The sequence below is a fragment of the Scandinavium lactucae genome, from assembly GCF_033843265.1.
GTDB classification, from domain to species: Bacteria; Pseudomonadota; Gammaproteobacteria; order Enterobacterales; family Enterobacteriaceae; genus Scandinavium; species Scandinavium lactucae.
On record NZ_JAWXRD010000037.1, the window covers coordinates 1 to 13,486 of the forward strand.

Here is a 13,486-nt window from a genome sequence, read left to right on the forward strand (position 1 = left end):
GACCTTCGGGTTATGAGCCCGACGAGCTACCAGGCTGCTCCATCCCGCGTCCGTGGAAGCGCACTATACGCTGGTCGCGATTTGATGCAACCCTTTTTTGCATTAATATCAAAGAGTGGCTAAAAACGAATCGCATAGATTATTTTTTGTCCGGAATGGGGCGTGTGGCACGTTATCACATTTCAATACCCCTGGCGGTTTGTTATCTTCACCCCGCATTCAGCTGATGAAAGAAGACGAGATACCATGAAAGGACGTTGGGCCAAAATTCTGGTGACAGGCACATTAATGACGATGCTCGCTGCCTGTTCCTCCAAACCGACCGATCGCGGTCAGCAATATAAAGACGGCACTTTTAACCAGCCATTCTCGCTGGTGAACCAGCCGGAAGCGGTTGGCGCGCCGATCAACGGCGGTGACTTTGCCCAGCAGGTCAATGAAATCCGTAACGCTTCGCCACGCCTGTATGGCAGCCAGAGCAATGTCTTCTCTGCGGTGCAACAATGGCTGCAGTCCGGGGGCGATACCCGCACCCTGAAACAGTACGGGCTGGATGCGTGGCAGATGCAGGGCGCAGACAACTACGGCAACGTGCAGTTCACCGGTTACTACACGCCGGTAATATCAGCCCGCCACACGCGTCAGGGCGAGTTCCAGTATCCGATTTACCGCATGCCGCCGAAACGCGGCAAACTGCCGTCACGCGCCGATATCTATGCCGGGGCGCTGAGCGACAACTATATTCTGGCCTACAGCAATTCCCTGATGGATAACTTCATCATGGACGTGCAGGGCAGCGGATACATTGATTATGGTGATGGCTCCCCGCTTAACTTCTTTAGCTACGCCGGGAAAAACGGCTGGCCGTACCGCAGCATCGGCAAGGTGCTTATCGATCGCGGTGAAGTAAAGAAAGAAGATATGTCGATGCAGGCCATTCGCCATTGGGGGGAAACCCACAGCGAAGCCGAGGTGCGCTCCCTGCTGGAAGCGAACCCATCGTTTGTCTTCTTTAAACCGCAGTCCTTCGCGCCGGTGAAAGGGGCGAGTGCGGTGCCGCTGATTGGCCGCGCGTCCGTCGCGTCCGATCGCAGCATTATCCCGCCGGGCACCACCCTGTTGGCGGAAGTGCCGCAGCTGGATAACAACGGTAAGTTTAACGGTCACTACGAGCTGCGTCTGATGGTTGCGCTCGATGTGGGTGGGGCAATTAAAGGCCAGCACTTCGACATCTATCAGGGCATCGGCCCGGATGCCGGCCACCGTGCGGGCTGGTACAATCATTACGGTCGCGTTTGGGTCCTGCGTGGCGCACCCGGGGCCGGTAACGGCGGCAATGTCTTTAGCGGTTAACAGAGCAGTTTGAGGTTTTATGTCAGTCGTTCTTAGCGATGCGTACCGCCAGCGTTTTGGTGGCACGGCACGTTTATATGGTGAAAAAGCGCTGCAGGTCTTTGCCGGGGCGCACGTCTGTGTGGTCGGCATTGGCGGCGTAGGCTCGTGGGCGGCGGAAGCGCTGGCCCGTACCGGGATTGGCGCTATCACGCTGATTGATATGGACGACGTGTGCGTCACCAATACCAATCGGCAAATCCATGCGCTCGGCGGTAACGTCGGGTTGGCGAAAGCTGAGGTGATGGCCGAGCGACTCCGCCAGATCAATCCGGAATGCCGCGTCACGGTGGTGGATGATTTTGTCACCCCGGACAACGTGGCAGAGTACATGGGCGGTGGGTTCAGCTATGTCATTGATGCCATCGACAGCGTGCGACCAAAAGCGGCGCTTATCTCGTACTGCCGTCGCTACAAAGTGCCGCTGGTGACCACCGGTGGCGCAGGCGGGCAAATCGATCCGACGCAGATCCAGGTCGCCGATCTGGCGAAAACTATTCAGGATCCGCTGGCGGCGAAACTGCGCGAACGCTTAAAAAGTGATTTTGGCGTAGTGAAGAACGGCAAAGGTAAGCTTGGCGTGGACTGTGTGTTTTCTACTGAGGCGCTGGTTTACCCGCAGTCTGACGGATCAGTGTGTGCGATGAAAAGCACCGCGGAAGGGCCGAAGCGAATGGATTGTGCGTCCGGCTTTGGTGCCGCAACGATGGTGACCGCGACGTTTGGCTTTGTCGCGGTGTCCCATGCGCTGAAGAAGATGCTGGCGAAAGCCGAGCGTCAGGCTTAAGCCCTGCGCGCGGCGTGAAGTACCGCGTCGCGTAGCGCGTTCAGTCCCTGATTACGGGACGCGCTCAACTGGGCCCGCAGGCCAAGTTCATCAAAGACATTGAGCGGATCGCTGGCGAGCAGCTGGTCCGCGCTTTTGCCTTCAATCGCGGTCAGTAGCACGGCTAATAATCCCCGCACGATCCGCCCCTCGCTGTCGCCATAGAAGTGTAGCGAGCCCTGCGCCAGAGGCGTGTATCCAAGCCAGACGCGGTTTTCGCAACCTGCGATTTCCTCCGCTTCGGCTTTCCATTCCTCCGGCAGCGCAGGCAGCTGTTTCCCCAGCAGAATGAGCTGGCGATATTTATCTTCCCACTGAGTCAGCGGGCCAAAAATCTGTCGCAACGTTTCGGGCGTCACGGTGGTGCCGAACGGGTGTCCGGCGAGAGCAGGGCTTGTCATTTAATCCACCAGTAATTCAAGGGCGCGGTCAACGGCGCTCACCAGCGCCCGAACATCATCCTGAGTATTATACGGCGCAAAGGAGGCGCGCAATGTCCCGCTGACGCCCATCGCCGCCAGCAGAGGCTGAGCGCAGTGCTGTCCGGCGCGCAGTGCGATGCCGTATTCCGCCAGTAGCGTCACCATGTCACTGTGATGCACCCCGGCGAAATCGAAGGCCAGCAGGCTGGAGTCCTGGCAGCGGAACGAGCGAAAGCCCGGTCGGCGCGAAAGTTCTTCTTCGGCAAGCGTCGCCAGCCCACGGCTCCAGGTTTCCGCCTGCACGATATCCGTGTCGCTCAACCATTCGAGCACGGCGCTCAGGCCAATCACCCCGGCAACGTTCGGCGTACCTGCTTCCAGGCGATAGGGAACCGGCTGCGTTTTAAAGCCGTCGAAGCTGACGTTGGTGATCATCTTGCCGCCGCCGAGCCACGGCGACATGTCATTTAACAGCTCCTGCTTACCGTACAGCACCCCGATGCCGGTCGGGCCATACAGCTTGTGGCCGGAAAAGGCGTAAAAGTCGATATCCAGCGCCTGAACGTCAGCCGGGAAGTGCACCACGCCCTGTGCGCCATCGACCATTACCACCATATTGGCGGCATGGGCGAGTTGGATGGCGCGAGCGAGATCCGGGCAGCCGCCGGTAACGTTAGACATCTGCCCCAGTGCCAGAATGCGGCTGCTGGCATTAATCAATGAGGGAAGCTGCGAGATATCGGGCAAATAGTCGGCACCCATCGGCAGTTTGACGACGCGAGCGCCGGTCTGCTCCGCCACCATCAGCCACGGAACGAGATTGGCATGGTGCTCAGCCTCGCTGACGATAATCTCATCCCCACGCTGTAAGCGCGGGCGCGCATAGCATTGCGCCACCATATTAATTGCTTCGGTGGTGCCCCGGGTCCAGACAATATTTTTGCCTTCAGGGGCGTGAATCAGCTCAGCCACAAGCTCGCGGGCGGCTTCGTAGCGTGCGGTCAGCTTCTGGGCGGCGGCGAACTGACTGCGGTGCACATTGCCCGCGCTCAGGCTATAGAACTGCTGTGTAGCGTCGATCACCGCCTGCGGTTTTAGGGCGGTGGCGGCGCTGTCGAGATACACCCCGGCATCGCTCAGCGCCGGAAACTGGGCGCGAAACTGCGCCGGGTTGAATGCGTTCATGGATTTCCTCATACCTGTACAACGATCGTCGCGCAAAATGCGCAACAGGGCAAGGACAGGTATAACCTTCAGAATTTTCCGGTAATTGTGGCAAAGCGGGAGTAGTGCGTTATGCTGAATAAGGTTAGGTTACAGCTGTGACCTGGTATATGAAACGCCAATTAATGGCATGAAATGCTACAAGGAGAAAAACATGAAAAAGACTGCCGCAATTATCTCTGCCTGTATGCTGACTTTCGCCCTGAGCGCATGTTCTGGTAACAACTACGTGATGCACACCACTGATGGACGCACCATTGTCTCCGATGGTAAACCGCAGACCGATAACGATACCGGGATGATTTCATACAAAGACGCCAACGGTAACAAACAGCAAATCAACCGTAGTGACGTGAAAGAAATGGTCGAAATGAAAAACTAACGACTGAATTTTACGTAAAAAAAAGCACCGCAATTAGGCGGTGCTACATTAATCACTATGGACAGACAGGGTAAATGTACAGGAAGTGAAAAGGGGGTAGTCTCGCTACCGAGGTCTGAACTCCAGACCAATTGCAAACACAACAACACAACATCACAACCGTAAGCCAAAAGCCCATCAGAACACGCATTCCGAAAAAAGCTTCTCGTTCCGGCTCAGGAAGTGCCGCCACTATAGGTATTTGCTGGTAGAAGCTCAACGGACAAATTATAATGGCTCAGATAAAAAAAACTAATAGGTTACATGATGTAATCTAATTGTTAAAACACGTTAACATCTAAGCCAAAACAATCATGTCGAAGCGTTTACCACCTCTGAATGCATTACGTGTATTTGATGCCGCCGCCCGCCATCTCAGCTTCACTCGCGCCGCCGATGAACTCTTTGTCACCCAGGCCGCTGTAAGCCATCAAATCAAGTCACTCGAGGATTTCCTGGGCCTGAAGCTCTTCCGTCGCCGCAATCGTTCGCTATTGTTGACCGAAGAAGGACAGAGCTATTTTCAGGACATCAAAGAGATCTTTTCGCAATTAACCGAAGCAACGCGTAAACTGCAGGCCCGCAGCGCCAAAGGGGCTCTGACGGTCAGCATGTTGCCGAGTTTTGCCATTCAATGGCTGGTGCCTCGCCTTACAAGCTTTAACTCAGCTTATCCGGGAATCGACGTCAGGATCCAGGCGGTTGACCGTCAGGAAGACAAGCTGGCGGACGATGTTGACGTGGCGATTTTCTATGGTCGCGGTAACTGGCCGGGGCTGCGTGTAGAAAAACTGTACGCCGAATATCTGTTGCCCGTATGTTCCCCGTTGTTGCTCACCGGTGAGAAGGCGTTGAAAACGCCTGCGGATCTGGCGCAACATACACTGTTGCATGATGCATCCCGCCGTGACTGGCAAACGTACACGCGTCAGTTGGGGTTAAACCATATCAACGTCCAACAGGGACCGATTTTCAGCCACAGCGCCATGGTGCTGCAGGCGGCTATCCACGGACAGGGTGTCGCACTGGCCAACAATGTAATGGCACAGTCCGAAATTGAGGCCGGCCGTTTGGTCTGCCCGTTTAATGATGTTCTGGTCAGCAAGAATGCGTTTTACCTCGTTTGCCATGACAGCCAGGCGGAACTGGGTAAAATAGCCGCCTTCCGGCAGTGGATCCTGGCGAAAGCGGCAAGCGAGCAAGAAAAATTTCGCTTCCGTTACGAACAATAAATGAATGTAGGGTAATGACATGACCAGTCGCTTCATGCTGATTTTTGCCGCTATCAGTGGCTTTGTTTTTGTTGCCTTGGGTGCGTTTGGCGCACACGTATTAAGTAAATCGCTCGGCGTAGTTGAGATGGGCTGGATCCAGACCGGTCTTGAGTATCAGGCGTTCCATACGCTGGCGATTTTTGGTCTGGCGGTCGCTATGCAGCGCCGGATCAGTATCTGGTTCTACTGGAGCAGCGTGTTTATGGCGCTGGGGACCGTATTATTCAGCGGCAGCCTTTATTGTCTGGCGCTGTCGCATTTACGCCTGTGGGCATTTGTTACCCCGGTGGGAGGCGTAAGCTTCCTGGCTGGTTGGGTGCTGATGCTGATTGGTGCTATTCGTTTAAAGCGTAAAGGTGTCGCGCATGAATAAGGTTGTCCTCTACAGCCGTCAGGGTTTTGAAAAAGAGTGCGCAGCAGAGATCTCTGACAAGGCGTCTCGCCTTGGCGTATACGGTTTTGCCCGAGTCAAAGAAAACTCAGGCTATGTTATTTTCGAGTGCTATCAGCCGGATGAAGCCGAAAAAATCATTCGTGAGCTGCCGTTTGCCTCGCTGATTTTTGCCCGCCAGATGTTTGTGGCCTGCGAGCTGTTGACCGACCTTCCGCCGGAAGACCGTATCACGCCGGTGGTGGGCATGTTGCAGGGTGTGGTTGAGAAGGGCGGCGATCTGCGGGTTGAAGTCGCCGATACCAACGAAAGCAAAGAGCTGATGAAGTTCTGTCGTAAATTCACCGTACCGCTGCGCGCCGCGCTGCGCGAGGCGAAGGTACTGGCACCCTATGAAACGACCAAGCGTCCGGTGGTGCACGTGTTCTTTATTGCGCCGGGCTGCTGTTATGTCGGCTACTCGCTGACCACTAATAACTCGCCGTTCTACATGGGCATTCCGCGTCTCAAGTTTCCGTCGGATGCGCCGAGCCGCTCTACGCTCAAGCTGGAAGAAGCGTTCCACGTCTTCATTCCTGCTGATGAATGGGATGAGCGTCTGGCGAATGGTATGTATGCGGTGGATTTAGGCGCTTGCCCGGGGGGCTGGACCTATCAGCTGGTTCAACGCAACATGTGGGTGTCGTCGGTCGATAACGGCCCGATGGCGCCGAGCCTGATGGATACCGGCCAGGTGACCTGGCTGCGTGAAGATGGTTTCCGCTATCGTCCAACTCGCAGCAACATCTCGTGGATGGTGTGCGATATGGTTGAGAAGCCCGCAAAAGTGGCGGCGCTGATGGCGCAGTGGTTGGTTAACGGCTGGTGTCGTGAAACCATTTTCAACCTCAAGCTGCCAATGAAAAAGCGCTACGAGGAAGTGTCACAGAACCTGGCCTACATTCAGGCGCAGCTGGATGAACATGGGATCAATGCCCACATTCAGGCGCGTCAGCTGTATCACGATCGCGAAGAGGTGACCGTACATGTGCGTCGCCTGTGGGCCGCCGTGGGTGGTCGTCGCGACGAGCGGAAATAGTTCTCTTCTTTCCTTGCCCCAATGGGGCAAGGAAGCCTTACTTCACCAACCGCAACTGCTGTAAATTCCCGTCCAGCTGTAAATCCGTTTGTAACGTGGCCACTTCACGGCAGATAAACGCCATCTCCCGATGTTCACTCAGCTTTTTACGCCATTTCTCCGGCACCTCGTCCAGATGCTGGTATATCGTTTCCAGAGTCGGAAACTGCGCCAACAGTTCGGTGGCACTTTTCGGGCCAATCCCCGCGACACCGGGCACTTTTGAGCTGCTAATCCCCGCCAGGCCCCAATAGTGAGGCAACTGCTGCGGCGTGACGCCGAATTCCTGGGCGATAAACGGCGCGTCGAGCCAGCGTTTCTGGAAGTAATCGCGGATGCGAATGGTCGGCGACAGTAGCTGGCAGTAGCCTTTATCCGTCGACACGATGGTGGCCTGATGCCCGGCTCCGGCAATTTTCACCGCCAGCGTGGCTGCCAGATCGTCGGCTTCGTTTCCGGCGGAGCCCCAGCAGCGTACGCCGTGCTGCTCGAAGACGCGGCGAATGTTATCCATCTCCGCATGTAACTCTTCCGGCATCGGCGAGCGTCCGGCTTTGTAGTCCGGAAGGCGCTGGTGTCGCCAGCCCTGATTGCGGGCTTCATCATCAAACACGGCGACGGCGTGGGTCGGTTGGCTGTGCACAATGAGCTGCTGCAACGCATGCAGGCAGGTATCAGCGCAGGGCGAACCCTGAACCGCATGAATGCGGCGGATCAGATTCAGCGCATCAACAATAAGCAGATGAACGGCCACGGTTTACCCTCCTTGATAGCAATGCGGGTAGGGTAACATTGTGAGGATTATCAGGCTATGCAGCGGGGAGAAATCAGGAAGACGCCTCGCAAAACGAGGCGTCTGGTGCGAGCTTAGTCGCAGGTTACAATTTTCATCGCCAGACCGCCGCGAGAGGTTTCGCGGTATTTGGCGTTCATGTCTTTGCCTGTTTCGTACATGGTTTCGATGACTTTATCGAGGCAGACGCGCGGATCGCTGGTCCGACGCAGTGCCATACGTGCGGCGTTAACCGTTTTGACGGCTGCAATCGCGTTACGCTCAATGCAGGGGACCTGAACCTGTCCCGCGACCGGGTCGCAGGTTAAGCCGAGGTTATGCTCCATGCCGATTTCCGCCGCGATACAGACCTGCGTCGGGCTGCCGCCCAGCAGTTCTGCCAGACCTGCGGCCGCCATCGAGCACGCCACGCCGACTTCACCCTGACAGCCCACTTCCGCTCCGGAGATAGAGGCGTTCATCTTGTACAGCGAACCAATCGCACTGGTCACCAGCAGGTAACGCGCCAGTGAGTTAGCGTTCACTTCACGGATGAATTTGTCGTAGTACGCCAGCACCGCCGGGACAATGCCACAGGCACCGTTGGTTGGCGCAGTGACCACGCGCCCACCGGCGGCGTTCTCTTCGTTTACCGCCAGGGCAAACATATTAATCCAGTCGACTACGGCCATCGGATCGCTGGTGGTTTTGTCCTGGCTGACCAGCATCCGGCGCAGGGCCGCCGCCCGGCGCGGAACACGCAGTCTGCCCGGCAGCACGCCTTCGGTGGTGATACCTCGTTCGATACCGCCACGCATGACGTCCCACACCGCAGCAAAGTGCTGTTCCAGCTCTTCTTTGCTGTGCAGGGCCAGCTCGTTTTGCATCATCAGACCGGAAAGTGACAGACCACTTTCCTGGCAGTGACGCTGCAGGTCCGCGGCGTTTTTGTACGGATACGGAACCTCTACCGGCGCGCTGTTGCTCTGGCCGAAGTGATCCTCATCGACGATAAAGCCTCCGCCGATGGAGTAATAGGTTTGGCTGTAAACGGCGTTGTCACCCGCCAGCGCAGTGATGCGCATCCCGTTCTCATGCAGGGAAAGATTGTCCGCATGGAAGTTCATGCACTGGTCTACCGGGAACTCAACTTCATGTTCGCCGTTCGCCAGCAGCAGGCGGCCATGGGTGTTCACATCCTGAATAAAGCCCGGAATCGCATCAATATCCACGGTGTCCGGCAGATTACCCGCCAGGCCCATAATAATGGCGATATCAGTATGGTGGCCCTTTCCTGTCAGGGAGAGTGAACCGTAAACGTCGACCACCACGCGGGTGATGTCAGTGAGAATGCCGCGCGCAATCAGGTCATCCGTGAATTGCTTGCCCGCTTTCATTGGGCCTACGGTGTGAGAGCTGGAAGGACCAATGCCGATTTTGAAAATATCGAATACGCTGATCATGATGCGTCCATTGCTATAAAGAAGAGCGCCGCCCTGAGGCGGCGCGGGGGATTAACCGAACAGGGAGTAGAAAATCGCGGAGATGGCGATGAGGCCCATGATGACCACAAATACGTTGCTGATGTGGCCGCTGTATTTGCGCATTGCAGGCACTTTCTGAATCGCATACATCGGCATCAGGAACAGGATCATCGCGATAATCGGACCACCCAGGGTCTCAATCATGCCAAGGATGCTTGGGTTCAGGGTCGCCACAATCCAGGTAGTGACCAGCATGAACACCGCAGTCATCTTGTTCAGACGGTTTACTTCAATGGTTTTACCACGGCTACGCAGAGACTTAATCACCATCCCGTTAAAGCCTTCACGTGCGCCCAGGTAGTGGCCGAGGAAGGACTTGGTGATAGCGATGATGGCGATAATCGGGGCCATCCAGGCAATCAGCGGCGCGTTAAAGTGGTTCGCCAGGTAAGACAGAATCGAAATGTTCTGCTCTTTCGCGGAAGCCAGGTCAGCCGGAGACAGGCTCAGCACGCAGCTGAACACGAAGAACATCACGGTCAGCACCATCATGATGTGAGCGAAGGCCAGAATTTTGGAGCACTTCTTCTCAGCGTCTGCGCCGTACTCTTCACGTTTTGCTACCGCAAAGGAAGAGATGATCGGCGAGTGGTTAAAGGAGAACACCATCACTGGGATCGCCAGCCACAAGGTCATCCACAGGCCTTTACCGGTTGGCGCGGTGCTCAGGGACAGGGTCTCCAGCGCAGCACCGTTCCACTGTGGGATCAGGTAGCAGGCCAGCAGCATCAGCGCGATGACAAACGGGAACACCAGGATGCTCATCGCTTTAACGATCATCTGCTCGCCGAAGCGCACGATGGTCATCATTCCAACGATAAGGATCAGCGACAGAATGGCGCGTGGCGGCGGCGTCATGTGCAACTGGTGAGTCATGAAGCTTTCAACGGTGTTGGTGATAGCCACGCTATACACCAGCAGGATTGGGTAGATAGCGAAGAAGTAGAGCAGGGTAATCAGTTTACCTGCGCCAATACCAAAGTGTTCTTCAACTACTTCAGTGATGTCTTCGCCCGGATTTTTACCTGACAGTACGAAGCGAGTCAGGCCACGGTGGGCGAAGTAAGTCATTGGGAACGCGAGGATTGCCATGATAATCAGCGGGATCATCCCGCCCACACCGGCGTTGATCGGCAGGAACAGCACGCCCGCACCGATCGCCGTGCCATAAAGGCCCAGCATCCACATCGTATCCGTCTTACGCCATCCGCTACGACTTTCTGCCGAGGCAATGGTGCTGGTTTGAATGGTTTCCATCTGTATCTCCTGGAGGAAGCAATTTGTCAGTTTTTTAGTCAATTCGAATGAATAAGTGACTGACGGTAAAATAATTTAGTGTAAAACGGGATTTTCTTATGATTTTTGCCCGTTATTGTTTTCGGCCGGAAAGATACATTTAAGTAATCAATGTATCAGTGATCGCGATCCCAAATGCAATAAAACACTTAATGAATGAGGGTTTTTAGACCATCAGACTGCTTTTTTAATCTAATTGGGGATTTATGCGCGCGAAGGCTACCATCGGCAGCGTAGAGGAGGAAAGAACGCCGCGGCTAAAACGTATCTATTGCTGAAAAAGATGACAAAAATAGGCGTTTAACACGCTTTAACATAATTTGAGTGAATATTTTACGCTTTGGGCGCGGGGGCAATCGTTTGGTGCGAGGCAAAAGAAAAGGGCGGCTTCAGCGCCGCCCTTGGGTCAACTCTTGGGTCAGGAACAGATTTCGTAGCAAGGAATGTAGGCAGAGCCCGGCAGTTTCATACGGTGCTGTGCGACGAAACTCTGTAGCAGTTTATCCATCCGGCGCATCATTTCGCCATCACCGTGGATTTTGTACGGCCCGTGCTCTTCAATGGCGCGAATGCCCACTTCTTTCACGTTACCCGCCACAATGCCTGAGAAGGCACGGCGCAGGTCGGCGGCCAGCACTTCCACCGGCTGATCCGGATACAGCTTCAGGTTAGCCATATTTTCATGCGTCGGTTCGAACGGTTGTTGCAGGTCCGGCGTGATGCGCATTGACCAGTTAAAGCTGTAGGCATCGCCGGTATCGCGACGGTTCTCTTTCACCAGCGGCATCGCTTTCTTCATCTGACGCGCCACCTCGGCGGCATCGTCGATAATGATGCGGTAGTGACGACGCGCGGCTTCACCCAGCGTATGCACGATGAAATCGTCCAGCACGCGGAAGTAGTCTTCGCTCTCTTTCGGTCCGGTCAGGATCAGCGGCAGCACCTGGTTTTTGTTGGCAGGATTCATCAGGATCCCCAGCAGGTACAGCAGTTCCTCCGCAGTGCCCACGCCGCCCGGGAAAATGATAATCCCATGGGCGATACGCACGAACGCTTCCAGACGCTTTTCGATATCCGGCATGATAATGAGTTCATTCACCAGCGGGTTTGGCGGTTCGGCAGCGATGATCGACGGTTCGGTCATGCCGATAAAACGACCTTCTTTATAGCGCTGCTGTGCCTGGCCGACGGCGGCCCCTTTCATTGGCGCTTCCATCGCGCCCGGTCCACAGCCGGTGCAGATGTTCAGTTCACGCAGACCGAGCTGCGTTCCCACGCGGCGGGCATACAGATACTCGTTTTCATTAATAGAGTGACCGCCCCAACAAACCACCATGCTCGGGGCTTCACCGACGTGCAGCGCACGTGCGTTACGCAGAATGGAGAACACCAGGTTGGTGATGTGGGTTGAGCTTTCCAGATCGAGATTCGGGAAACGAACGGTGTTATGAATTTGACCGTAAACAAACAGAATATCGCGCAAGACGGCAAACAGGTTGGCCTGCAGGGAGCGGATGATGCGCCCGTCAACGAAGGCATCTTCCGGCGGGTTAATCAGTTCCAGCTTCACACCGCGTTCGCGGCGCAGCACGTTGATATCAAAACTTTCAAAGCGGGACAGCAGTTCCTTGCTGTTGTCGGTCAGACTGCCTGAATTGAGCACTGCCAGTGAACAGTTACGGAACAACTGGTACAAATCGCTGCTGGCGTTGCTTTTCAGCATATCGACTTCAAGCTGCGACAGCATATCCATTGAGCCAAGCGGGCTAACATGTGTAATCAAGTGAACTCCTTACGGGACGAAAATCGTCTTCCCTATTGATTACAATAGCCTCGCCGGTCAGATTTTAACAAGAAAAAGCGCGACCGAAGCCGCGTTATATTTTGCAATCGTTTATGTCACTGGCGAACCAGGCGACCAATGGCAGGAACAAAGTCGGTATTGCTGCGCCACGGGTTGATATCCAGCCCGCCGCGACGTGTGTAACGCGCGTAGACACTCAGGCTTTCGGGTTTGCAGAAACGCTGGATATCAGTGAAGATACGTTCTACGCACTGCTCATGGAATTCGTTGTGATGGCGGAACGAGACCAGGTAGCGGAGCAGTTTTTCGCGGTCGATTTTCGCCCCACGATATTGAATCTGTACCGACCCCCAGTCTGGCTGATGGGTTATCAGGCAGTTGGATTTCAGCACATGGCTGACCAGCGTCTCTTCCACGACTTTGCCGCTGGCCGCGTCCTGGAGGTGATCGGCGCTAAATTCGTAGCTGTCGATTTCAATATCCTGCTCGTCGATGCAGGTCCCGTGCAAATGGGCAATTGGCTGACCTTCCATTTCATCAAGACGATACAGCGCGACGCTGACCTCACCCTGCGCACAGTGGCGCAGATCGCGCTCCAGCGTGGCACGTACCTCTTCCCAACTGGCGAAGCGCGTCTGGTTGAAACTGTTGAGATACAGCTTAAAACTTTTCGATTCCACCAGATTCACGCTGGTATCGCTCAGCTCAACGTGGCCGACCGCGACCTGCGGCAGCCCTTTGGCGTTCAGCCAGGAAAGCTCATACAGCGTCCAGATATCGCCCCCGTGGAAGGGCAGATTATCGGCGTGCAGGCCGAGCGGATCGCGGTTCAGGCTGCGTGGCACCGGCTGTAATAGGCTGGCGTCGTAAATATCCCGGTAATCTGTTGATTTGCCGAGCGTCAGGCCCGTAAGTGCCTGGTGGTTTTCATAAGAAGACATGTTTCACCGTCATAAAGCAGGTAGACTATCGGCTGAGTTTATCCTGGTTGACCTGGAGAGAG

At 55.4% G+C, this 13,486-nt stretch carries 14 protein-coding genes; 7 read left to right on the forward strand and 7 right to left on the reverse strand.

The window, feature by feature from the left end:
• The 3 genes from SIK69_RS16025 to tcdA form a co-directional block, all read left to right on the forward strand.
• The coding region (locus tag SIK69_RS16025) for a hypothetical protein (protein WP_319629543.1) at positions 1-227 on the forward strand (227 nt) is incomplete at its 5' end.
• 19 nt (positions 228-246) lie between these two features.
• Positions 247-1,353: a murein transglycosylase A gene (gene mltA, locus SIK69_RS16030; protein ID WP_319786521.1), complete on the forward strand. Its 1,107-nt coding sequence runs from the start codon at positions 247-249 to the stop codon at positions 1,351-1,353.
• Positions 1,354-1,372: 19 nt separating this feature from the next.
• Complete coding sequence (tcdA, locus tag SIK69_RS16035; protein ID WP_319629541.1) at positions 1,373-2,179, forward strand: tRNA cyclic N6-threonylcarbamoyladenosine(37) synthase TcdA; 807 nt, start codon at positions 1,373-1,375, stop codon at positions 2,177-2,179.
• On the opposite strand, the gene csdE is transcribed toward tcdA, so the two are convergent.
• Together csdE and csdA are read right to left on the reverse strand one after the other, a co-directional pair.
• Complete coding sequence (csdE, locus tag SIK69_RS16040) at positions 2,176-2,619, reverse strand: cysteine desulfurase sulfur acceptor subunit CsdE (RefSeq protein WP_319629540.1); 444 nt, start codon at positions 2,617-2,619, stop codon at positions 2,176-2,178. The two genes, tcdA and csdE, sit on opposite strands and share 4 nt — an antisense overlap.
• The gene (csdA, locus tag SIK69_RS16045; protein ID WP_319786522.1) at positions 2,620-3,825 is read right to left on the reverse strand and encodes a cysteine desulfurase CsdA; all 1,206 of its coding nucleotides are present in this window, start codon (positions 3,823-3,825) and stop codon (positions 2,620-2,622) included. It lies immediately after the preceding gene.
• A 193-nt stretch (positions 3,826-4,018) separates the two neighbouring features.
• Here csdA and SIK69_RS16050 point away from each other — a divergent pair, with 193 nt between their 5' ends.
• The 4 genes from SIK69_RS16050 (at position 4,019) to rlmM (ending at position 7,028) form a co-directional block, all read left to right on the forward strand.
• Positions 4,019-4,246, forward strand: a complete 228-nt coding sequence (locus tag SIK69_RS16050; protein ID WP_319629538.1) for a YgdI/YgdR family lipoprotein — start codon at positions 4,019-4,021, stop codon at positions 4,244-4,246.
• Positions 4,247-4,599: 353 nt separating this feature from the next.
• Complete coding sequence (gene gcvA / locus SIK69_RS16055; RefSeq protein WP_258986649.1) at positions 4,600-5,517, forward strand: glycine cleavage system transcriptional regulator GcvA; 918 nt, start codon at positions 4,600-4,602, stop codon at positions 5,515-5,517.
• Positions 5,518-5,536: 19 nt separating this feature from the next.
• Positions 5,537-5,932, forward strand: coding sequence for a DUF423 domain-containing protein (locus tag SIK69_RS16060; RefSeq protein ID WP_319629537.1), 396 nt, complete (start codon positions 5,537-5,539; stop codon positions 5,930-5,932).
• A complete protein-coding gene (gene rlmM / locus SIK69_RS16065) occupies positions 5,925-7,028 on the forward strand; it encodes a 23S rRNA (cytidine(2498)-2'-O)-methyltransferase RlmM (protein WP_319786523.1) in 1,104 nt (367 codons plus the stop codon). Before SIK69_RS16060 ends, rlmM begins: the two co-directional genes overlap by 8 nt.
• Positions 7,029-7,065: 37 nt before the next feature.
• Here the strand turns inward: rlmM and xni are convergent, their stop codons facing one another.
• From xni to queF, 5 genes are all read right to left on the reverse strand, one after another.
• Positions 7,066-7,821: a flap endonuclease Xni gene (xni, locus tag SIK69_RS16070; RefSeq protein ID WP_319786524.1), complete on the reverse strand. Its 756-nt coding sequence runs from the start codon at positions 7,819-7,821 to the stop codon at positions 7,066-7,068.
• A 113-nt stretch (positions 7,822-7,934) separates the two neighbouring features.
• A complete protein-coding gene (locus SIK69_RS16075) occupies positions 7,935-9,302 on the reverse strand; it encodes an L-serine ammonia-lyase (protein WP_319786525.1) in 1,368 nt (455 codons plus the stop codon).
• Between the two features lie 51 nt (positions 9,303-9,353).
• The gene (locus tag SIK69_RS16080) at positions 9,354-10,640 is read right to left on the reverse strand and encodes an HAAAP family serine/threonine permease (RefSeq protein WP_319786526.1); all 1,287 of its coding nucleotides are present in this window, start codon (positions 10,638-10,640) and stop codon (positions 9,354-9,356) included.
• A gap of 457 nt (positions 10,641-11,097) precedes the next feature.
• Positions 11,098-12,462 carry a nucleotide 5'-monophosphate nucleosidase PpnN gene (ppnN, locus tag SIK69_RS16085; RefSeq protein ID WP_319629532.1) on the reverse strand — a complete coding sequence of 455 codons (1,365 nt, stop codon included), beginning with the start codon at positions 12,460-12,462 and terminating at the stop codon, positions 11,098-11,100.
• 116 nt (positions 12,463-12,578) lie between these two features.
• Positions 12,579-13,424, reverse strand: a complete 846-nt coding sequence (gene queF, locus SIK69_RS16090; RefSeq protein ID WP_319786527.1) for an NADPH-dependent 7-cyano-7-deazaguanine reductase QueF — start codon at positions 13,422-13,424, stop codon at positions 12,579-12,581.
• Positions 13,425-13,486 lie beyond the last annotated feature (62 nt).

Bases quoted from the DNA above. Each gene is read 5' to 3' on its own strand.
- mltA (WP_319786521.1), top strand. From the start codon at position 247: ATGAAAGGACGTTGGGCCAAAATTCTGGTGACAGGCACATTAATGACG.
- tcdA (WP_319629541.1), top strand. From the start codon at position 1,373: ATGTCAGTCGTTCTTAGCGATGCGTACCGCCAGCGTTTTGGTGGCACG.
- csdE (WP_319629540.1), bottom strand. From the start codon at position 2,619: ATGACAAGCCCTGCTCTCGCCGGACACCCGTTCGGCACCACCGTGACG.
- csdA (WP_319786522.1), bottom strand. From the start codon at position 3,825: ATGAACGCATTCAACCCGGCGCAGTTTCGCGCCCAGTTTCCGGCGCTG.
- SIK69_RS16050 (WP_319629538.1), top strand. From the start codon at position 4,019: ATGAAAAAGACTGCCGCAATTATCTCTGCCTGTATGCTGACTTTCGCC.
- gcvA (WP_258986649.1), top strand. From the start codon at position 4,600: ATGTCGAAGCGTTTACCACCTCTGAATGCATTACGTGTATTTGATGCC.
- SIK69_RS16060 (WP_319629537.1), top strand. From the start codon at position 5,537: ATGACCAGTCGCTTCATGCTGATTTTTGCCGCTATCAGTGGCTTTGTT.
- rlmM (WP_319786523.1), top strand. From the start codon at position 5,925: ATGAATAAGGTTGTCCTCTACAGCCGTCAGGGTTTTGAAAAAGAGTGC.
- SIK69_RS16075 (WP_319786525.1), bottom strand. From the start codon at position 9,302: ATGATCAGCGTATTCGATATTTTCAAAATCGGCATTGGTCCTTCCAGC.
- SIK69_RS16080 (WP_319786526.1), bottom strand. From the start codon at position 10,640: ATGGAAACCATTCAAACCAGCACCATTGCCTCGGCAGAAAGTCGTAGC.
- queF (WP_319786527.1), bottom strand. From the start codon at position 13,424: ATGTCTTCTTATGAAAACCACCAGGCACTTACGGGCCTGACGCTCGGC.